The organism is Syntrophotaleaceae bacterium (assembly GCA_041390365.1).
GTDB lineage: Bacteria > Desulfobacterota > Desulfuromonadia > Desulfuromonadales > Syntrophotaleaceae > JAWKQB01.
Window position 1 is genome coordinate 961,254 of the sequence record JAWKQB010000001.1, and the last position, 22,515, is coordinate 983,768.

At 62.4% G+C, this 22,515-nt stretch carries 9 protein-coding genes; 5 read left to right on the forward strand and 4 right to left on the reverse strand.

Going from position 1 to position 22,515, the window contains the following annotated elements:
• Positions 1-45: 45 nt before the first annotated feature.
• Positions 46-2,724 carry a glycoside hydrolase family 15 protein gene (locus tag R2940_04575; GenBank protein MEZ4599046.1) on the forward strand — a complete coding sequence of 893 codons (2,679 nt, stop codon included), beginning with the start codon at positions 46-48 and terminating at the stop codon, positions 2,722-2,724.
• A 60-nt stretch (positions 2,725-2,784) separates the two neighbouring features.
• Here R2940_04575 and R2940_04580 read toward each other — a convergent pair whose 3' ends face one another.
• A complete protein-coding gene (locus R2940_04580; protein ID MEZ4599047.1) occupies positions 2,785-4,227 on the reverse strand; it encodes an MFS transporter in 1,443 nt (480 codons plus the stop codon).
• A gap of 411 nt (positions 4,228-4,638) precedes the next feature.
• Between R2940_04580 and R2940_04585 the strand changes: the two genes are divergently transcribed.
• The 4 genes from R2940_04585 (at position 4,639) to R2940_04600 (ending at position 19,545) form a co-directional block, all read left to right on the forward strand.
• Complete coding sequence (locus R2940_04585; GenBank protein ID MEZ4599048.1) at positions 4,639-6,576, forward strand: 7TM diverse intracellular signaling domain-containing protein; 1,938 nt, start codon at positions 4,639-4,641, stop codon at positions 6,574-6,576.
• A 197-nt stretch (positions 6,577-6,773) separates the two neighbouring features.
• Positions 6,774-17,546 (forward strand): hypothetical protein, encoded by a 10,773-nt coding sequence (locus R2940_04590; GenBank protein ID MEZ4599049.1) that lies wholly within the window; start codon positions 6,774-6,776, stop codon positions 17,544-17,546.
• A 134-nt stretch (positions 17,547-17,680) separates the two neighbouring features.
• Positions 17,681-18,796, forward strand: coding sequence for a cyclopropane fatty acyl phospholipid synthase (cfa, locus tag R2940_04595; GenBank protein MEZ4599050.1), 1,116 nt, complete (start codon positions 17,681-17,683; stop codon positions 18,794-18,796).
• A gap of 86 nt (positions 18,797-18,882) precedes the next feature.
• Entirely contained in the window at positions 18,883-19,545 is a 663-nt protein-coding gene (locus R2940_04600) for a class I SAM-dependent methyltransferase (protein MEZ4599051.1), read from the forward strand.
• Positions 19,546-19,577: 32 nt separating this feature from the next.
• On the opposite strand, the gene R2940_04605 is transcribed toward R2940_04600, so the two are convergent.
• The 3 genes from R2940_04605 to R2940_04615 are packed head-to-tail and all read right to left on the reverse strand — an operon-like array spanning position 19,578 to position 22,509.
• Positions 19,578-20,666: a glycosyltransferase family 9 protein gene (locus R2940_04605; GenBank protein MEZ4599052.1), complete on the reverse strand. Its 1,089-nt coding sequence runs from the start codon at positions 20,664-20,666 to the stop codon at positions 19,578-19,580.
• Positions 20,663-21,502, reverse strand: a complete 840-nt coding sequence (locus R2940_04610) for a glycosyltransferase (protein ID MEZ4599053.1) — start codon at positions 21,500-21,502, stop codon at positions 20,663-20,665. The genes R2940_04605 and R2940_04610 overlap by 4 nt, the downstream gene beginning before the upstream one ends.
• Positions 21,502-22,509, reverse strand: coding sequence for an SPASM domain-containing protein (locus R2940_04615; protein MEZ4599054.1), 1,008 nt, complete (start codon positions 22,507-22,509; stop codon positions 21,502-21,504). The genes R2940_04610 and R2940_04615 overlap by 1 nt, the downstream gene beginning before the upstream one ends.
• Positions 22,510-22,515: the final 6 nt, after the last annotated feature.

The following is a 22,515-nucleotide window of genomic DNA, read 5'->3' on the forward strand; positions in this document are numbered from 1 at the left end:
ATGACCTGATAAAATGAACGAAACCTTTTTACCCGAGACCCTCGCATGTACAAAAATATCGGTGACTACGGCATAATCGGCAATCTCCTATCCGTAGCGCTGGTCGGGCTCGATGGTTCGATCGATTGGTGCTGTCTGCCATATCTCGACTCCCCCAGCGTCTTCGCAGCCCTTCTCGACGAGGGGAAAGGCGGCCACTTCTCGATCCGGCCAACCGGGGAATGGGATTCGGTCGCCAGTTACCTGCCGAAAACGAATATTCTCGTGACCTCCTTTCGCACCCGAACCGGGGTCATGGTCCTGACCGATTTCATGCCGATTGTCACCGGCATGCCTGCCACCGCACAGGCGAAACATCCCGAGATATACCGCATGATCCAGGTCACCGAAGGGGAGGTTGAATGTACGGCGGAATTCTTCCCCTGTTTCGACTACGCCCGTGCCTCCACCCGCTTGCAGCAACACGGGTACGGGGTTGTGGCCGAAGGGGGAGGCCATGCCCTGTCCCTTTGCTGCAGCCGGACCGGTATGCGTGTCGAAGGGGACCGGGCGATAGGCTCCTGGCAACTGTCGAGAGGGGATTTCGTCTGGTTCTACCTGCACTTCGACCAGAAGGAATGCCTCCGGTTGGAGGCCGAAATGTGCGGCCTTGCTCTGCGCAACACCGAATCCTTCTGGAGCAGATGGCTGGAGACGGCAACAACCGGATATGGCCTCGATCTCGGACCTTTTCGAAAAATGGTGGAACGTTCCGCCCTGGTCCTCAAGCTGCTGCAGTTCCGCCCGACCGGCGCCATCGCGGCCGCCGCGACGACCTCCCTGCCCGAGCAGATCGGCGGTGTCCGCAACTGGGATTACCGGTTTTCCTGGGTGCGGGATACCTCCTTGACCCTGGACGCCCTGTTCACTCTTGGCCACCTGAGGGAAACGGAGCAGTACCTGCACTGGATCGAAAAGTTGATCAGGGAGAAGGGCGCCAGCCTGCAGGTGCTTTACGATCTGCAGGGAGAGGATCCGCAGGCAGAAACGGAACTGATGCACCTCGAAGGGTACAAGGGCTCCCGCCCGGTGCGGATCGGCAATGCCGCTGCGGTGCAGCGGCAGCTCGATATCTATGGCGAGATCATGGATGCGGCCCTGAAACTCTCCCGCTATGCCGGAAAGATAAGTTTCGAGCAATGGCCGTTTTTGCGGGATATCTGCCGGACGGTCCTGAAAAGCTGGCGGGAAAAGGATTTCGGGATATGGGAAGTGCGATGCGAGCCGCAGCATTTCGTTTTTTCCAAGGTGATGTGCTGGGTGGCTCTTGATCGCGGTATCGCCATTGCCCGTCGCTTCGGTTTTCCAGCTGACCTTGATCAATGGGAGGCCGTCAGGGAGGAAATCCGTCAGGAAGTTTTGAAGAAGGGGTGGAACGAGGAGAAAAAATCCTTCGTTCAGCATTATGCCACAGATGCCCTGGATGCGAGCTGCCTGCTGCTGCCCGTTTTCGGTTTCCTGCCCTATGACGATCCCCGCATGGTGGGGACTACGAAAGCTATCGCCCGAGAACTCAGCCAGGATGGATTCATTCACCGCTACCGGGTCCATCAGACCAACGACGGGCTTCCGGGAGAGGAAGGGGTCTTTTTGATCTGCAGTTTCTGGCGGATTCAGAATCTCGTCGGCCAGGGAAAACTCCAGGAGGCCGAGCGTGAGCTGCTCAAAATGGAAGGCGTGGCCAACCACCTCGGCCTGTTCGCGGAAGAATACGACCTGCGCTGGAAGGCATTACTGGGTAATTTCCCCCAGGCCTTCACCCATATCGGCTATATCAACGGGGCAGTGGCCCTTTGCCGGGCCCTTGCGAAAAAGGAACAAGCCGATCCATCACGGGCCGGGCCAGCTCGGCAGTTCAAAAAGAAACTGCTCATCACGAGCGACTTCATACTTAATTCAGGGGAACCGCCCGAGTCGGCGCAGGGGATGAATATTGCCGGCCGGTTACGCAGCCTCATGACCTTGCTGCAGGGAACCTTCTATCAGGGGGACCGGGGCCGCATCGCATATGAGGACATGGCGCGTTCTTCCCTGTTTCGTGAATACGAATGTTGCAGCCGGGCCCTGCAGCATATGGATCTTTCCGTACTGGAAGACCGGAGCCAGCAGCTGGCTTTCTGGATCAATCTGTATAACGTCATTGTCGTACACGGGGTGGTCGATCTCGGTATCCGGCGTTCCGTAAAAGAGGTGCCCCGGTTTTTCCGGCGCATTTTCTATCAGATCGGCGACCAGGTTTTCTCCCCGGATGAGATGGAGCACGGCATTCTGCGAGGCAACCGCCGTTTCCCCCACTCGCTGTTCCGTCCCTTCGGTCGGGATGATCCCCGCCGACGCTGGATGATCGACAATCCTGATCCCCGCATCCATTTCGCCCTGGTCTGCGCTTCCCGTTCCTGCCCACCCATTGAAGTTTACAAGGCGGAACATCTGGACGAACAACTCGATGTTTCAGCCCGAACCTTCATCAACCGCGGTGCCGTGCGAATCGACCAGAGTCGTCAAGTGGTACGTCTTTCCCGGGTTTTCCAATGGTATCGTGAGGATTTCGGGAAAAGCAGGTCGGAGCGGCTGCGTTTTATTGCCCGATATCTCTATGATGAAAAGGAGAGATCATTCCTGCGCGAACACCCCGAAATCAAAATCGATTACCTCGATTACGATTGGCGACTGAACAGGGTTTAGGACCCAGAAGCAGGAATCTGCTGTAACGAATCTCTCAGGTCAGACAGACTCCAATACCCATCACAGTTCATCATCCCCTCGACATTCCTGTCCCCCGGAAAAGGAAAGCCTGCCCAGGGAACAGCCGATGCCCACTACGGAAAGGCCGCTGAAAAACAGCATATCGGTTTGCATGCTGGCCATGAATTCAGGAATGGTCGCCGGCGAAATGGTTCGGCCCTCCATGAAGAAGGAGAAACTGAGGGTGACGACGACCATACTGAAGGTCATCCCCAGAGAACGCATGGTCCCGGTCAAACCGGAGGCTACACCAAGATACCGTCGGGGCAGGCATCCCATGATGACGCTGGTGTTGGGTGTGGAGAAGAAAGCGTAGCCCAGGCCCAGCAGCAGCAGGGCTCCGACCACGACGGCAACCGGCGTGCCGGGAGCGATGGTGGCCGCGAGCAGCAGACCAAAACAGCACAGGGTCATACCGATCGTTGCGACCCGGGCGGGAGGGAAACGATCGGACAATCGTCCCCCTACGGGGGCCAGCAGCATCTGCACCAGCGGTTGCAGCATCAGCACCAGCCCGGCATCTGCGGGCCTGAATCCCTTGACGTACTGGAGATAGAGGCTCATGAAGAAAACCACGCCGAAGGTCGAACCGTAGTTGATGAATGCCGCCACATTGCTCAGGGCAAAAACCCGGTTGCCTGTCAGCAGGCGGATATCCAGCACGGGGTATCGACTGCGACGCTCGACCAGGACGAACAGTCCCAAACCAACCAGACCTGCCGTCAGCACCGCTGTTGCCCAGCCCCCCGAACTCAGGCGGGCGCCGCCAAGGGTGATGCAGGCAACGGCCAGGGCATAAATCAGGCTGCCCCGCCAGTCGAAGGGCTCGCCTGCCGCCTCGTGCCATTCGGTGCGCATGCGGGTTAAGGTCAGCAGCCAGGACAGCAGCCCCAGCAGCACGCCCGGCAGGAATACCGCCCGCCAGCCGAAACTGCCGGTCAGAAAACCGCCGACGGGCGGGCCGCAGGAGATGCCCGCGTAGACGGTGCCGATGGCGATGCCGAGCACCCGTCCCCGCTTTTCGGCGGGAAAGACAGAAACCACGATGGCCAGGCTGCTGGCGTTGACCATGGCGGCGCCGATGCCCTGGAGGATGCGCCAGCCGATCAGCATTTCGATGGAGGTCGAGAGGGCGATGAGGGCGGTGGCAAGGGTAAAGAAGAAGATTCCCTGAAGAAAGACCCGGCGACGGCCGAAAACATCGCCGAATCGCCCCATCGGCAACAGAAAGACAGCCACCGAGAGAATGTAGACCGTCTCCACCAGGCCCACCTGCAGGGCGCTGGCCTGCAGATCCCGCCCGATAGTCGGCAGCGCCACCGCTACCGCCGAGAGCATGAAAGGCATCAGGAAAAGGGCCGAGCAGACCACGAAGAGTACGGCTCCAGGTGAAACCCCGGATACTCCCTTCACTCCTGTAATCGATTGACGCTTCTTTTCCATAGATCCCAACTCTCCTGCAACCCAAGAAATCACACACTACTCTCGGGCCGGTGGGCTGTCAATTGCCATGCGGTTCCAGCGGTTCAGAGAAAGAGATTGACTGTATTAAATGAAGGGTCTACAAAGAGCGAGGGAGCTGGTTTGCAGCCATGCCGAAGGAAGGTGCGGTTGATAATGCGGGTTAAGCCTGATCCGTCGCAATCGACAAATATGCTGTTTCGGTCGAGCCTTTTCCTCTGTTTTTCGCTGTTGCTTCTAGGTGGTTGCAGCTACCAGAGAGAACATTTTCGAGCGGAACGGGGTTTTCTGGACCTTTCCGGCTGGAATCAAAGAAGCCTTGTTTATCTCGATGGTCAGTGGGAGTTCTATTGGCAGCATCTTCTTGATCCGGGCGGTTTCAAGGATGAAGAGTTGTCCCCGAGACCCGTCTACTTTCCTGTTCCCGGCTATTGGAACGGTCATGATGGAGGCAACGGTCCCCTTTCCGGCGCAGGTTACGCCACTTTCCGGCTCAGAGTCAGACTTCCTGCTGAGACTTCCCCCCTGTCCATTCGCATCGAAGACCAGTCCACCGCTTACCGGCTCTGGGTAAACGGTATCGAGGTGATGTCCGACGGCGTCGTCTCCATGGCCGCGGATACCGGAAAACCTTCCTACCGGATCGGCACCGCAGCTCTTCCAGCCGCCGGCGAGGTTCTCGATTTCGTCCTTCAGGTCTCCAACTTTCACCTGGCAAAAGGCGGCCCCTATCGGCCGATCGTCCTGGGAACAGCGGCTGACATCGAAAAACGGCAGCATCTGCTTTTCGCCGCCGATCTTCTTCTCTTCAGCATGCTGGTGGTCATCGGCATCTACCATCTGGTTTTCTACCTGTTGCGAAGGGAAGATCCTTCACTTCTCTACTTCGGACTCTTCTGCCTGTGCTGGAGTGCAGGAATCCCTTTCGGTTCCCTGGGCGGGCGCTTCATGACCCTGGTCTTCCCCGATTTCCCATGGTACTGGCAGTGCCGCATGGAACTGCTGACCTGGTTTCCGACCGTCCCCCTGTTCCTGATGTTTTTCGGCTCTCTTTTCCCCCAGGAGTTTTCCTCCAGGGTCGCACGTCTTTCCCAGTTAGTCGCCGCCCTCTTTTTTTCCTATGCCGCACTCGTGCCTTCGCGGCTGGTGAGTCTCACGGAAGTTCCCTATCAGATTTTCTCTCTCGGCATAGGCGGGTATATCTGCCTGAGCCTGAATCGCGCAGTGAAAAACAGAAGGAGCGAAGCGGCCCTGATGTTGGCAGGGTTTCTCGTCTTCCTGGCGGCGGTGATCAATGACATCCTCTACATGAACCTGCTCATCCGCAGCGTCTATCTGATTTCGGTCGGTATAGCGATCATGATCCTTTTTCAGGCCTTCGCCCTCGCCATCCGCATTGCCCGGTCCTTTTCGGCTGTGGAAGCCCGTAAGCAGAGCGAGCGGAAACTGCGCGTTCTGCAGCGCCAGCTCAGTTCCATGCTCGACAATATCGACGAGGCCATACTGGCCGTCAACGAAAGCGAGGAGATTACCTTCTGCAACCATGCCGGGGAAATACTGCTGGGGCACTCGGCGGAAAAGCTGCTCGGTCGGCCTTTTCGGGAGGTCATGGGGCTTTTTCCCGACGGTCCTTGCCCCGTTGCGGCAGAAGAGGCGATACGGGGGCTGTTCAGAAGCGGCGGCAATTGCCTCCTGGGCATGGCCGCTCTTCCCGATTCTGGGGGAGGATGTGGACGGGCGGGAGTCTATCTTTCTTTTCTGGATGTTGAGGAGGACCCGGTTTGTCTGATCATTCTGCGCAAAATCGCGAGTGTTTCAGATTTGGATGCGAAGGATATCCCGCAGACTCTCGCCGTGGTCGAAGCCCTCAACCAGAACAGGGCGCGGCTCCAGTCGATTCAATCATCCCTGCATTGCCTCTGGCCCCTCTCTATGGAGCTTCGGCCGGAATTCATGCAGGAACTCAGCGTTATCGATGAAGCTCTCGACAATGTTTCCAAAACCTTGATGAATCTGGAAAAGTTCGAGTCGAAAAGGCATCTTGCCGTCGAAGTGATGAACTGTTCCCTGAATTACTGGACCCGTTGCACCGGCCTGACCAAGGTGGATCTTGCCCGTCAGTCCGGCCTCTGGAGTATCTACACCAATCAGGACGGTTGGGAGCGGACCCAGACCCTCGACAGGTATCTGCATATCGAAACCTTTCCCCGGCGGCCCCTCTGGAACAAGGTGCTGAAAACCGCCGGATTCGTTCTCGCCACCGGCACCAACCCCTCACCCCTCAGAACCCGGCTGGAAGTCCTGCTGACCCAATTGCGGTTGCGCAAATGATTCTACTCTACCCCCAGTGTTTCCCTCGGCTTTGCCGTCCATTTCCTTCAATCTTCCCTTTTTTCAAATAGTTATCCTTTTCTTTCACAGGTATTTAACAAGACTGGGTTCTTGACGCTCAGGCCGCGGATCACATAATTAGACTAAAGGGATTAACGTGCATATTTAATCACCATTCGGTGCAGAGCGGGGGGGCCATGAAAGGGAGTCATTCGTGCGCTGATCTTGGGAAGTCGCTTCAGGATGTCCGCAAAAGTTTCAACAGTCCGTTCTGTTTATGCTCCAGATCAAAATACCCCGCGCTTATGGCCTTTTTCCTCGCAAGCCTTTTTATAGGCGCCTTTGCCTCCCAGGCCAGAGGCGCCTGTGATGCGAACGAATATGGTGAGATCCTCTGCACCGAGACGGACCTTGACGGGGTCGAAACCGGCGATGGGGACGACGCGATCACCGTCCAAACCGGCGCCGTTGTCAGCACGACGGCACAGCAGACGGCAGCCGCGCTGGCGACGGCGCAGACCGCTACCGTCGACTCCGGCGACGGAAACAACCTGGTGACCAACGGCGGCGGCATCGGCGCGACGGCCACCGCCACCGCCCAGGCGCAGGAGGATGTCGCCTCGCAGGCCACGGCGGCGGCCACCGGCATCCACACCGGCGTGGGGGAGGATACGGTGGTCAACGCCGGATCCCTGCAGGCGGCGGCGACGGCGACGGCGGTTTCGGGCGACATCCTGTTCCATGCGGCGGGCAGCACCAGCGTGGCGGCGGGCACCGAAGCCACCGCCACGGCCCAGGGCATCCGCGACGACGGCGGCCGCTACAGCCTGCTCAACAGCCAGCAGCTGAGTGTGACGGCTGAAGCCACGGCGGCCGGCGGCGACGTGGAATTCCAGCTCATCGACAAGGCCAGCGCCGACGCGGGCGTCACAGCCAGCGCCAGCGCCCTGGGCTTTCTCGGGCAGGATGCCAACGGTGCGGTGCCGGCCTGGCTCAACAGCTTCACCAACACGGGCACCTTCTCGGTGACGGCCACCGCACGGGCCGGCAATGACGAACTCCGGTTCAATCTGATGGACTGGGCGGTGGCCGACACCAGCGCCAGCGCCGAAGCCACCGCGGTCGGCTTCAAAGCCGGCGCCGGGGGCAACAGCATCCTGAATGAAGGCAGCCTGGCGGCCGCCGCTATCGCCGGCAGCGAGGTGTGGAAGGCCGAAATCAACATTTCCGATTGGGGGCTTGGCGCTTCCGGACTGACGGTCGAGGCTAGCGCCACCGCCCTCGAGGGAAACAGCGGCGCGGACACCGTCGTCAACACCGGCACCCTCAGCGCCACCGCCACCGCCGACGCGCTGAAGGTGGATATCAACGGTACGCTGGTTGATCTCACCATCGGTCCCGGCTTCTGGGAAACCCTGCTGTTCACCAGCGCCGGCAGCGCAGATACCCTCGCCACCGCCGGCACCACCGGCGTCAACCTCCTGGACGGGGACGACAGCTTCGCCAACAGCGGCAGCATTCTGGTGCAGGCCACCGCCGAGCTGGACAAGACGGCGGTGGCGGTGGGTGCGGAGGGGATCCCAAAGTCGATCATCGACGTGCTGCAGGGCAAGGCCCTCTCCAGCGCCGATCCCATTGCCGCGGCGAGCGCCACCGGCATCCTCGCCGGGGCAGGGGGTGACCAGATCACCAACACCGGCCTGCTCCGCGTAGAAGGCACCGCCGGCGCCGGGGACGTCAGCGTCAACCTGAGCCTGCCGATCCTGGAACCGATCATGCCCTTTCCGTCGCCCTCCTTCGCCCTGGGCGGCTCGGGGGTGACGGCTGAGGCCGAGGCCATGGGGATCGACGGGGAGGCGGGGGACGACGTTATCCGGCTGACCGGCGGGCAGGTGGACGTGGATGCCACGGCGACCACCACAGGGGTCATCGTTTCCGGCGCGCTGCAAGGGGTGTTCAGCTCCGTCAGCCTGTTCGATCTGCAGGCGTCGGTGGCAGATATGGCCACCACGTCCGAGGCGACGGCTAATGGTCTCGTCGGCGGGGCCGGCGATGACACCGTCCATGTGGCGGCGCCGGCCAGACTAGCCGTCGACGGTACGGCGTCGGCCGCCAGCGTCGATGTCGCCATAGCCGTCCAGGGGAAGGTCGACGGCGCTCTCAACGCCAGCGCGGTGCTGGCGAGGGCGGATACCCAGGCCGAGGCCGAGGCCATAGGCATCGACGGTGGCGCCGGGGATGACAGCGTCAACCATTTCGGCATCGCCACGGTGGCGGCGACGGCCGACGCTACAAGCGTCACGGTGGGGGCCGACGTGCAGTTGGCGGTGAAGCATGCCCTCAGCGCCGGCGCGGCCATCGCCAGCGTGCGTACGGAGGCCACAGCCACTGCTGCGGGCATGGAGGGCGGCAGCGGCGACGACGTTCTGGCCAACGTCTCGAGCTTCGGAACCACGGCAAGCGCCGATGCGGATTCGGTCAGCGTCGAGGTGGTGGTGCAGAAGGTGGAGGAGTCGCTGGCGGTGGGGCTGTCCTATGTGGACGCGGAGACTCAGGCGACGGCTACGGCGGCGGGGCTGGACGGCGGGGAAGGGGAAGACACCCTCATTAATGCCACCAGCGGAACCCTGACGACCTCTGCCTCCTCCGACAGCACCACCGTGGGGGTGGCGCTGACGGTTTCCGGCAGCTTCTCCCAGGAGTGGTCCCTGGTCGCCGGCGGCGCGGTCACCGACGGGACCACCGGCGCCACCGCCGGCGCCACCGGCATGGGCGGCGACGCGGGGGACGACACTCTGTTCAATGCCGGCGCGGTCACCACCAGCGCGCTGGCCAACGCCGATTCCACCAGTGTGTCGGTGGATGTGACCGGTGTCAGTGACGGTCTCACCCTCGGCGTCACCTACGCCGACAACGCCACCACCGCCACCGCCACTGCCAGCGGGCTGGACGGCGGGGATGGCGACGATTATCTCACCAACACTGCCACCGGCGTCATCAATGTGGCGGGCACCCCGGAAGCCACCAGTGCGAGCGTCAGCGCCACCATCACCGGCGCCACCAAGGGCACCGGCATCACCGGCGGGGCGGCGCTGACGGACGGCGCCACTGCCGCCACCGCCACCTCCACCGGGATGGCCGGGGGCGCGGGCGCCGACCACATCCACAACTTCGGCCGCATCAACGTGGGTGCAACCCCCGATGCCGACGCCGCCAGTGTGGCGGTGACCCTGGGCGGTGCCGGCGGCGAGCTCGGCCTGGTGGGCGGCTTCAGCTACGCCGACTCCGCCAACACCGCCACCGCCACGGCGGTGGGTATCGACGGCGGCAGCGGCGACGATGACATCACCAGTGCCGGAGAGGTGACGGTCGCCGCCCTGCCAACCGCCAGCAGCGCCAGTGTCGGAGTGACGGCGGAAGGGGTCAAAGGGATGGGTGCCGCCGTCGGTGTGGCGCTGGCGGACGGCACCACCCGCACCGTTGGCTCTGCCACCGGCATCGCGGCCGGCGCCGGCGACGACAGTGTGGTCAATCTGGCGCGTCTTTCGGTGGAGGCCCGGCCCGACACCAGCTCCGCCAGCGTTACGGTTGGCATCGCCGCCGCCAAGGAAGGGGTCGCGGTGGCCGGCAGCTTCGCCGACGCCACCACCTCGTCTCAGGCCACGGGCACCGGCATCGATGGCGGCATCGGTGACGACAGCCTGACCAACGCTGCAACCATCGAGGTCACCGCCGAGGCGCAGAGCAGCAGCGCCAGCGTCGGCGTGACCGCCGCCGGCACCATGACCGGCGTCGCCGCCGGAGTGTCCCTGTCCGACGCCACCACCAGCGCCACCGCTACCACCGCCGGCATCACCGGCGGCGCGGGGGCCGACAGCCTGAACAACAGCGCCAGCGTCACCACCACCGCCCTCGCCGACATCGCCGGCGCCAGCGTCACGGTCAATCTGGGTGCCGCGGAAACGGGGCTGGTGGCGGGGGTGGCGGCGGCGGACGCCAGCATCACCGCCAGCGCCACGACCACCGGCATGGACGGCGGCGCTGACGCCGACAGTCTGGACAATTTCGGTAGCTTGACCACCACCGCGACGGCGGAACTGGCTGCCGCCACCGTCTCGGTCAACGCCGGCTTCGCCGTCAGCGGCCTGGCCGCGGGCGCGGCGCTGGCGGACGGCGAAACGGTCGCCACCGCCGCTGCCGCCGGGATAGCGGGAGCTGACGGGGACGATGTCCTGACCAACAGGGGCAGCAATTCGGTGACGGCCAACGCCACCGTCACCGCGGCCAGTGTCGGCGTCAACCTGGAGGGTACCACCGCCGGGCTGGCGGCGGGGGCCTCGCTGGTGGATGGGGAAAACCGTGCCAGCGCCACGGCGGTCGGCCTCGATGGCGGTGCCGGTGACGACATCCTGAGCAACCATCAGCTGACCCACGCCAGCGCTGTCACCGACAGCACCCGCGCCAGCATGTCGGTGTCGGGCACCTTCGCCTTGGAAGGGGTTGCGGCGGGAGCCTCTTTCGCCGACGCCTCCAACACCGCCGGCGCCATTGCCACCGGCCAGGCGGGCGGCGCGGGGGCTGATCGGCTGTACAACAACGCCGGGCTGCGGGCCGATGCCACCACCACGGCCACCACTACCAGCGTCTCCGTCGGCGTCAACATCTCCGGCAGCGGTGTCAGCGCCGGCGCGTCCTTCGCTTCAGCCGACACCACCGGCACCGCCAGCGCCTTGGGGATGGCTGGCGACGTCGGCGACGACTGGCTGGAAAACCAGAGTTCCGGGCTGATTTCGGGCAAGGCGGAGACGACGGCAAAGGGAACGGTCGTGGCGGTCAACATCTCCGCCGCCAGCTTCTCCTCCGCCGATCTCGCCACCACCGCCCGCGCCGACCATGCCGGTCTGGCCGGCGGCGCCGGCGCCGATACGCTGATCAACCGCGGCGGCATCGACATCGACGCCCTGTCCCACGGCCTGGGCCAGTCGGCGGCCGCCAACCTTGAAGGATACGGCGGCGCCGACGTCAGCATCACCTCCACCGCCGTCGCCACCGGCCTGGACGGCGGCGCGGACGCCGACCTGCTCTATAACTTCGCCAGCATCGCCCCCACCGCCACCGCGACTGCCACAGGCCGTTCGGTTTCCGCCAACCTGCTCGGCGCCGTGTTCGCCGATGCCGGCATCACTGCCCGGGCCACCGCCACCGGCATGAGCGGCGGCGCGGGGGACGACCAGGCGAGCAACAGCGGCACCATCACCCTGACGGGTTTGGCGGATGTGGACATGACCAGCGTGTCGGTCACCCTCGGCGGCTACTCGGATGCCGACGGCAGCGTCCGTTCCGAGCTGCTGCTCACCGGCATGGACGGCGGCGCCGGGGACGATCTGCTCATCAACGAGGTTGCCGGCCGCATCGTCACCCCCCGGCCCTCCCTGAGCACACCGGCGGCGCTCGTGCCCACCGCCATGGCGGAAACGGTGACCGTGGGCGTCAATCTGCTTGGCGCGGTTAACGCCGACGGCAGCTCCACTACCACCGCCAATGTCTTCGGCCTGGCCGGCGGCGGTGGGGCGGACAGCCTGATCAACCGGGGCACGGTGGATATCGGCGCGGCGTCGGTCAATCTCGGCCAGAGCGGCAGCGGCACTTTGGCCGGCTACGGCGAGGCCGACGTCAGCGTGACGGCAACGGCGGACGCCACCGGCCTTTCCGGCGGCGATGGCGCCGACGACCTGTTCAACGACGGCACCATCGAGGCGGGCGCCACGGCCACCGCCAAGGGGGTGTCGGTGACCGCCAATCTGGCCGGAGCCGGCTTTGCCGCCGCCAATACCACCGCCGTCGCCGTCGCCACCGGCCTCGCCGGCGGCGCTGGGGGGGACCGGCTGGAGAACCGGGGTTCAATTCAGCTGAGCACCCAGACCAAGGTGGATCAGCAGAGCGTGTCGGTGTCGCTGCTGGGCTATGCCGACGGGGCAGGGGAGAGCCGGGCAACGGCAACGCTGACCGGCCTGGACGGCGGCGACGGCGATGACCTGCTGCTCAACGGCGCCGACGGCCGCATCATCATCGCCGATGTCGGCAGCGGTACGGCCTCGCGCATCGCCAGCGCCCGCGGCGTCGCGGGGGCGGTCGCGGTCAACCTGGTCGGCGCCACCAGCGCCAGCGGCGAAACCGCCGCCACGGCCAATGCCTTCGGCCTGGCAGGGGACGCCGGCAACGATACGGTACAGAACGCCGGCGTCATCGCCATCGACATCAGCACCGACATCGACGCCTCCAGCACCTCTGTGCAGCTGGCCGGCTCGGGCAACTCCCGCGCCGGCGGCGCCTCCGCGGCGCTGGCCGTGGGCCTGGACGGCGGCGCGGGGAACGACAGCGTCACCAACCTCGCCGGCGCCACCCTGATGGTGTCCGCGGCGGCGACGGGCAGGGCGGTGGGCTACGACATCCAACTCGCCGGGGGTGGCAGCGCCACCGCCGGCAGCGAGGCCTCGGCCACCGCCATCGGCCTGCGGGGGGGAGATGGTGCCGATAGCCTGGGCAACAGCGGCACTGTCACCCTGACTGCCGCCTCCACCCTCAACGCATCCAGCAGTTCGAAAAAGTTCGCCGGGGCGGGATCGGCCAACACCAGCAGCACCGCCTTGGCCGCTATCGTCGGGCTGGAGGGCGGCGAGGAGGACAACCTCCTGGTCAACACCGGCGCCATCAACGGCACCGCCACTGCCACCGCCTATGCCAGCAGCTACTCGGTGGAACTGGCCGGGGGCGTCAGCGCCTCGTCCGGCACGGTGGCCACCGCCGAGGCCGCCGGCTTGCGCTCCGGCAGCGGCGCGGACAGCCTCTACAATAGTGGTAGCATCGACCTCACCGCCGCCGCCGTGCTCGATTCCTCCAGCCAGTCCTACACCGTCTTCGGCTCCTCCGGCGGCCAGACGGAGAGCACCGCCAGCGCCACCATTCTCGGCCTCGATGCCGGCGCCGGCGCCAACCTCATCACCAATGACACCAGCGCGCTGCTGAAGGTGAAGGCGACGGCCACGCCGAAATCGGTCGATGGCGTGGGCGTGTTCGGCGGGGTGGCGCGGGCGAACAGCGATGTCACCGCTGTCGTCTCCGCCACCGGCATCGCCAGCGGCAACGATGGCGATGTCATTGCCAATGCCGGAATTGTCGATGTCGCCGCCCAAGCCTCCGGACAGGTACGTTCAACGGCGATGGTCAACATCGGCAACCCTTCGGCCAACGCTTCCGAGACGGCCACCGCCGCTGCCTTGGGCATCCATTCCGGATCGGGCGACGACGTAGTTGTCAATAGCCACAGCATTATAGTCGATGCGGTCGCCGAGTCCTGCCCAGCCTCCTTTGCGGACTCGGATATCGCCGAAACCTATGCCACGACGACAGCCTCCTCGACGGCAACGGCGTCCGGTATCCGGACAGGGGATGGCCATGCCAGGGTGAACAACTCCGCCGCCGGCACGATCGCGGTGGCGGCCAAGGCCCGGAGCGTCGACGGGCTCAACAATATCGCGACCGCGAGCTCGGACGAAAACGCGACGGTAACGGCATTGCTGGAGGCGACGGCCAGCGGCATCCTCACCGGGCAGGGCGATCATTCGATCTTCACGGAGGGCCAGATCACGGTAGCTTCCGAGGTCGATGCCCGAACACGCGCGATCGCCTCTTCCTTGCAGCTGGACCTTTCGGCCACGGCCACGACAAACTCGGCCGGGGCGGCGAGCGCCACCGGCATCGAGGCCGGAGACGGAAACCTGACGATACGCAATGGCGGATCCATTTCAATAGCCGCCGCGGTTGCCGCAGAAGCCCTGTCGGACTACGGCAACTCCCCCCACCTGGACAGGGCCTATGCCTATGCCGGGCTGGGGGACGCCACTCACACCTCCACGCTGGCCGCCACGGCCGCCGGCATCAAGGCCGGGCACGGTCGAAACGCCATCGAAAACGATGCTGCCATCACTGTCGACGCCACGGTCAATGCCGTTGCCCTGGCCAAGAGCAACACCGCCACCACCACCACGTACTCCTATGCCTACGCGGGCGGAGAGGCGACGGCCACGGGCATCGAGGTGGGGGATGACCAGAATGCCGTGAACAACGCGGCTGGGGGCACGATCACCGTAACGGTTCAGGCCAGCAGCGGCAGTGCCGACGGCACGGTCATCTCCGGGGCGTACGCGGACGAAAACGCGACTACCACCGCCGACTTGACGGCGACGGCCACGGGCATCCGGGCCGGACAGGGGGACGACGCCATCATCAATAACGGTGATCTGTCGGTGACGTCGGAGGTTGATGCGCGGGCCTATGCGGTCGCCTCTACCGCGACGACCAGGATTGCCACCGCAACGACCAATGCGGGCGGCTCCTCGCGCGGTACCGGAATTGAAGGGGGGGATGGGAGCAATGCCATCCACAGCAACGGCAACCTCACTGTAACGGCAACCACCACCGGCAAAGCCTGGTCGAACTATCCCCCCAGTGTAGATCACCTGGATCAGGCCGTCGCCTATGCCGGCATGGGGGATGGTTCTCAGCCCTCCACCCTGACGGCCACCGCAACGGGCATCCAGACCGCCGGTGGGGCGGACCAGATCGATGTGGACCGCCTCACCGTGACCTCTACCGTCTCCGCCGAAGCCCTGGCCTACAGCAACACGGATTCCTACGACAATACGTCCCGGGCCTACGCGGGCGGCGATGCCAGGGCCGAAGGCATCAAGGCGGGGGATGGGGACAACCGGATCCGCCTGGTCAGCGCACTGACCGTTACCGCTACAGCGACCGCCGCTGCGGTGGGCGGCGGAGAGGACTATGGTTATGCCTATGTGGGGAATCCAGGCGCCTCCGGCGCCGTCGCCGAGGCGGTCGGGGTTGCCGCGGGCGATGGCAACAACAGCATCACCAATGACGGCCGCCTGGAGGTCAATGCCACGGCCACCGCCTCGGTTGCGACTTCGGGTGAAGACGGGCAGGGCAGCCACGCCTTTACTCATGCGGCTGCCACCGCCATCCGCACGGGAGACGGAAGCAACACCATCGTCAATCGGGGTGTGATCGAAGTGACCGCGAAAGATGCGACCTTCGGTATTGTGACGGGTGCCGGGACCGATACCATCATCCACTCCGGTACCCTTGCCACCGGCGATGCGCCTGGGTCTTTCAGCGGAACCGGCATCGCCATCACCACCGGCGCCGGCGCCGATCAGGTGCTGCTGGACGACGGCTCGGTGACGGTCGGAATGGTCGACCTGGGCGCGGACGACGACCAACTGTGGTTCACCGGCACGCCGCAGGTGACAGGTGTGGTCACCGGCGCGGCGGGCACCGACACGCTGGTGTTCGACGGCGCCGGCGGCATCGCCTTTACGCCGGCGGAGTTCGAGCAGGCTCGCAAACAGGGAGCCGGAACCTTCGTCCTCGCATCCCTGCCGACGATGAAAAACCTTACCGTCGACGAAGGGACCCTGCGTATAGAGAGCAGCTACGCCATGGATGACGACAGCACCTTCCGGACCGTCATCAACGGCGACGGCAGTTCCGGGCGGCTGTCGGTCGCCGGGACCGTCGGGCTTGACGGAGTTTTGCAAGTCAGCAAAGGAACAGGGTTTTTCTTCGACGGGACCAACTACGACATCATCACCGCAGCATCGGTCGACGGCGCCTTTGCCGACATCACCCTTCCCGACACCAACAGCCTGGTCAGCTTCACCCTGGAACAGACCCTTGACGCGGTTCGGATCGAAACCCGGGCCGAAAGTTTCACTACCGTCGCCACCAACCCGGTGGCCAGGAGCGTGGCCGATTACCTGGACCGGATTCAATCGGTCGCTTCCGGCGACCTGCTGACCGTTCTCGCCGAAGTGCAGAATCTGTCCCCCGGCTCATTCGAGCAGGCTTTTTCCAGCCTGAGCCCCGATTCCTACAACAACTATTCGATGACATCCTTCACCATCGCCCGCCAATTTCTTCATTCCTACCGGCAGCGGATGAATACTATTCGGGTCTTCTCCCTGGGAGGGGAAGTGCCTGACCATGACAAGCCGATCCTCCTGGCCTATTCAGGAACCGACCTCGGCCAGTTTGCACCGTCTATTCAGAAGCCGAAGAAATACGGTTTCTGGTTCAAGGGACTTTGGCAGGAGGGGGACCGGGAAGATGAAGACGGCACCACCGGCTCTGATTTCAGGATAAGAGGAGCGGCCCTCGGCTTCGACCGGATCTTCGGCGACCACCTGCTCGTCGGGGCCGGTTTCGGCTACTCCCGCGCCGATATCGACCTGAATCACGATGCCGGAAGCGGCGACATCGACACCTGGCTGGGCTCCCTGTACGGAAGCTGGTTCATGGATAATTTCTATCTGGATGGAACGGTTTCCTTTGGTGACAACCGCTACGATTCACGTCGCCATATCGTTGTGGGAACCCTGGAGGGTGAGGCGGTCAGCGACCACGATGGAGACATTTTTTCCGCCTGCCTGGGCGCCGGATACATTTTCGACTTCGGCAAATGGTCGGTCGGCCCGATGGCGTCCCTGGAGTATGCCGCCTTGTCGGAAGACGGTTTCACCGAAGCTGGAGGCGGGGGCGTCGGCCTTCGGGTCGAGGGGAGGGATACGGAGGCCCTGATATCGGAAGCGGGACTAAGGGTCCGGCGCGAGTTTGAAATGGGAGCCGGCTTCCTTTCCACTCTGGAGATGAGCGGCGCCTGGCGGCATGACTTCTCCATCGACGACGGCGTGATCACCTCCGCCTTCGCCGGTTCTCCGGGTCTGACATTCGCCATCCCCGGCCAGGATGTCGATGCAGACGGGTTGCTCTTGGGAACGGCCCTGACCCTGCTGAACAAAAAAGGGTTTTCTTTGACCGTCGACTACCAGGGTGATTTTCGCTCCGACTACGAATCTCATGCCCTGGCGGCTGAATTGCGATTGGTGTTTTGATGGCCTAACCCGGGTTATCGGGATACCCCCTGCGGATATGACCCTTGATGAAGTAGCGCTTGCCTCTCTTGCTTGATTTTAATATAAGTAGAATTTATAGAGAGGCAGCTTTTCAATGAGGGAAAGGAGGGGGCATGGTCGCCGAAATTCTTCAGGAACTGTTGGACTCAGCCGATATCCGGCTGAACGGATCCCGGCCATGGGATATTCAGGTCAGGGATGACCGCTGGTTCAAACGGGTCTGGCGGGAAAAGAACCTGGGGCTGGGCGAGTCCTATATGGACGGCTGGTGGGATTGCGAACAGCTGGACGAAATGTTCTTTCGCCTGCTGGGCTGCGGCCTGGACCAAAAAGTTCGGGGAAACTTGCATTATCTTTTCTGTTTTTTGCCGGCGATACTTTTCAATCTGCAATCAGGGTTTCGCTGCCGCCGAGTGGCGAAACAGCACTATGATCTGGGGAACGACCTGTTCCTCGCTTTTCTCGACGACCACCAGCAGTACAGCTGCGGGTACTTCAAAGAGACCGAAGATCTGCAGCAGGCACAACAGAACAAACTTGCCCTGATCGCCGGAAAATTGCAGCTTTCGGCTGGAGAACATGTCCTGGATATCGGGTGCGGATGGGGCGGACTGGCCCGGTATGCCGCCGAACGCCATGGTTGCCGGGTGACGGCGGTCAATATTTCCAGGGAACAGTTGCATTACGCCCGGGAGCGCTGCCAGGGATTACCTGTCGAATTTCACGACTCCGATTATCGGGCCCTGAATGGTCGCTTCGACAAGGTCGTTTCGGTCGGCATGTTCGAGCATGTCGGCCGAAAAAACTATCGCACCTATATGCAGGTGGTGCATCGCTGTCTCAAGGACGAGGGTATCTTTCTGCTGCATACCATCGGCAGCAACGTCTCCCGCAACGGCTGCGACCCATGGGTGAACAAATATATCTTTCCCAACGGCATGCTGCCCGGTCCGGCTCACATCGGTAAAGCGGTCGAGGGGCTTTTCGTGGTCGAGGACTGGCACAATTTCGGACCCCACTACGATAAGACACTGATGGCCTGGAACCGGAATTTCAAGCAGGCCTGGCCGAAGTTGAGGGACAAGTACGACGAGCGCTTTAAACGAATGTGGGAGTACTATCTGCTATCCTGCGCAGGAGCGTTTCGGGCCCGGACCATCCAGCTGTGGCAGATCGTCATGACCAAACAGGGCAGCTGCTGCCCCCAGCCCGCCTGCCGATTACAATAAAGAACAGCAGCGTTGATCCCTTTTCGATAGGATTAATGTCTTGTTGATCAAACTGTCAAATTCAAAACGGGAAGAGGGATCTTTGCATGGATAGGGAAAAACGTGATTTCGACAAGGAGGCTTCCGCCTGGGACGAAAATCCCCGGAGGGTAAAAATGGCGAAGGACATCGCCGCTGCGATCAGCGAGGAAATACGGCTGACGCCTGACATGGATGTCCTGGATTTTGGCTGCGGCACGGGCCTGCTGGCCCTCGAACTTCTGCCCCTGGTTCGTTCAGTGGTTGGGGTCGACAGCTCGCAAGGGATGCTCGATATCTTCCGCCAGAAGATCGCTGAAGGCCGGCTGAACAATGTGCGCGTCATGGAAATCGATTTTGAACGGGGCGATGGTCTGCAGGGGCGGTATGATCTGGCGGTCAGCAGCATGACCCTTCATCATATCCCCGAAATCGCCTCTCTGTTACGACACATCCGGAATGTATTGAAACCCGGAGGATATCTCTCGGTGGCCGACCTCGATCTGGAGGAGGGAAAGTTTCACACCGATAATACCGGCGTGTTCCATTTCGGATTTTGTCGTGAAGAGCTGCGCCAACTGTTTTTTGAGGCAGGCTTTGAAGATATCCGTGCTCGCAATGCGGCAGTGGTTATCAAGCAGGGTGCGGACGGTGAAATGAAACAATTCGGCATTTTTCTGATGACCGGGCGAAAAGGGAAGGCCCGGACAACTCGCTCAGGAGCAAGGTAAATAGTTCGATTACGATTCTGACAACGACAAGGTTATACGGGGGATTCATTAAAGGTTTTGCAGATCAGGCTTTCCGCTTCCGCCACCACCTCGTCCACGCTGACCCGATTCAGACAGGGGGCGCCCATGGGGCATTCGGCCTGTTGACAGGGTCGGCAGGCGATCGGATGGGCAATCATGCGGAACGGACCGGGCCGCAGGGCACCGTATCGAGCGGGGTCTTTCCCGCCGAATATCGTCACCGTGGGTGTGCCCAGAGCGTAAGCGATATGAGCCGGTCCGCTGTCATTGGTCACCAGTACGGACAGGTGTTGGATCACAGCCCCCAGTTGGCCCAGACTGAGCCGTCCGCTCAGGTCGATCCCCGGCACTCCGGCGGCTTGCAGAACCGCCTCGGCCGTCTGCCGTCCCTCCGTGTCTCCGAAGAGGACCAGCCGCCCTCCATGATGTTGCTGCAGCCTGCGTCCCACTTCCGCAAACCGCTCGGCCGGCCAGCGCCGCGCGGCGTCCCGTGCTTCGGGGTGCAGTCCAATCAGGACGCTCTTTCCCTCTCCAATCAATCGTGAGGCCTGCCGACGGTCAACAGCTGCCAGAGGAAACTCGGTTTCCAGGGTCTGATCCGGCAATCCCAGGAACCGGGTCAGGGCCAGGACCCTGAGGATTTCATGCCCCTCGGTCGGCAGGGGCAGCGCCGCATCCAGCAAACCCGGCCCGTCTCCCGGTCGCACGAATCCCGCGGTCGCACTGGCTCCCAGCATCAGGGTGAAGGGGTTGGAGTTGACTCCCGAACCTTGCATCTGAATGGCAAGATCGAACTTTTCCGACTGCATGCGATAGAAAAACCGACTGGCCGACCGTGACGAAAATAGTTGTTCGGCCAGTCCCGGATAGCCCGGGAAAGGTGCAAAACTGTCGAAGTTCGACGAGCGGCGCACCAGACCTTCCAGCATCGGCAGCGTCACCATGGTGATGTCCGCCTCAGGCAAGCCTTTTCTTATCGACCGGAAAGCCGGGGTGGCGCAGATGAAATCGCCGATGCGGCAGGCACGCACCAGTACGATCTTGCGGGGAGGCCTCTTCAAACGCTGCACCAGTCCGGGCTGGAAAGCCGAAACCTTCATCGGTCTTCTCCGGATTTCATCCCTTCCACCATGTCCTTCAGCAGATCGAGGGCATGTCCGTCCACCTTTTGTTCTTCGTTGAGCACGGTCGAGGGTTCCTCGGTAAAAAAGGTCCCGGATGGAACTAGGCCGCAGCCTCCGTAGCGGCGCATGAGCAGATTCTGCACCAGGGCCTCTTCTCCGGAATGGTAGCGTGGCAGGCGGTCCCAGAACTGAAAACCTCCTACACTCTGCAGTTTCTTGCGGTCGTAGAGCACGCAGCCGCCGATCCAGGCCACTTTGTACAGGCGCATTTCACCGGCGGGCAATCTCTGCCCGACATGATACAGGTTTGCGGCGCGGTGAAGGTGCCAGCGTTCCCATGCCAAGGAGCCGGGTTCCACGATTTCCGGCTTCACCAGGCCTTGCCAATACTCGATCGGCTGCTGCTCCGGCCGCACATCCCCGATAAAGGAGAGCCCGGCGCCAAAAGCGCCCACGAAACCGCAACGATGTTCCTCAAGTATCGAAACCAGTTGTTGCAGAACCCACGGTTCCATCAGCACATCGTCGTCAAGAAACAGCACGTAGGGAGCCTGCGCCTGTTTCAGAAGGAAATGGCGTTGTTCCGCAATTCCCTTTGAGGGCAGGCGGTGGAAATACGCGGTGCTGCCGCCTCTGGCCAGAATCAGGCGACGCAGAGTGCGTATCGCAGGGTTGTCCATGGCCGGAATTTCGCTCTGGTCGGCGATGGTCACATGGAGCGTTTTGAAGCTCTGCTGGGCGACACCCGTCAGGGTCACGGCCAGCGAGGCCGGCCGGTTGCAGGTCGGAATCAGCACATCCACCCGCCTCATCAGAAAATCCCCCGGTAGATCGAACATTCCCGACAGATTCGAGGTGGGCGGCGGGATTGAAGCTGCTCACGAAAGGATAGGTACTCCGGTCCGTTCCATATGTCCCGAACCGGTTTTTCGGCGAGACTGCCGAAGCTGACCCTGTCCGGCGAAGCCGCCATGCAGCACGGCATCACCTGACCAGTCCAACTGACATAGATTCCCGACCACGGCCAATCGCAACGTTCCCTTCCGGACCTGTCCGGGGCCTGTTTACTGGCTTCTGTTTTCGGCAACCGCAAGCGTATGCCGGCTTTTCGGGCTTTTGAACGGGCTGCCCCGAAATATCGGGCGATCCGCTGAGGGTTTTCATGCAGCAAGGTCTGTTCTTCCACGAAATTCCGCATCGTCAGTACCTTTTCGGAGAGGTCCGGTTCGCTGAATTCCTGGGACAAATGCTGTACGAAAACCTCCTCCATGTCCCATTCCTTGGCAAGGTCAACAAGATCCGGCAGCTCTGCCAGATTTTTCCGCATGATGACCATGACCAGTTTCAAAACCGGCGTGCTGGAGGACATCCGGCGCCTGGTTTTGACCAATAATTCCAGATTGGATTTCAATGTCCGGTAATCGGCGCCTGTGCGGATCCACTCGTAGGTTTCCGCACTGGTCCCGTCGACGGAGATATGCAGCTCGTTCAAACCACTGATCACGCACTCTCTGGCTTGCGTTTCATCCAGCAAAGTCAGATTGGTACTGGTCGTTACCACAAGGCCGCGCTTCCGGGCAAAGGCGGCCATATCGAAAAAACGCGGGTGCAGCAGGGGTTCGCCCAGACCCTGGAGATGCAGTTTTTCCAAACCGGGAAAGCCGTCGAGCAACTCGGCAAAAAGCCGGAAATCCATTAAGGCCGGAGACCCGTTTTTAGGCAGATCGGTCCGAAAACGGATCGGGCACATGCGGCAGAGCAGATTGCATCGACCCGACGGTTCGACCTGAAGGTAGGTGGGCAAGGGAAGATCGTTCATCCCGAT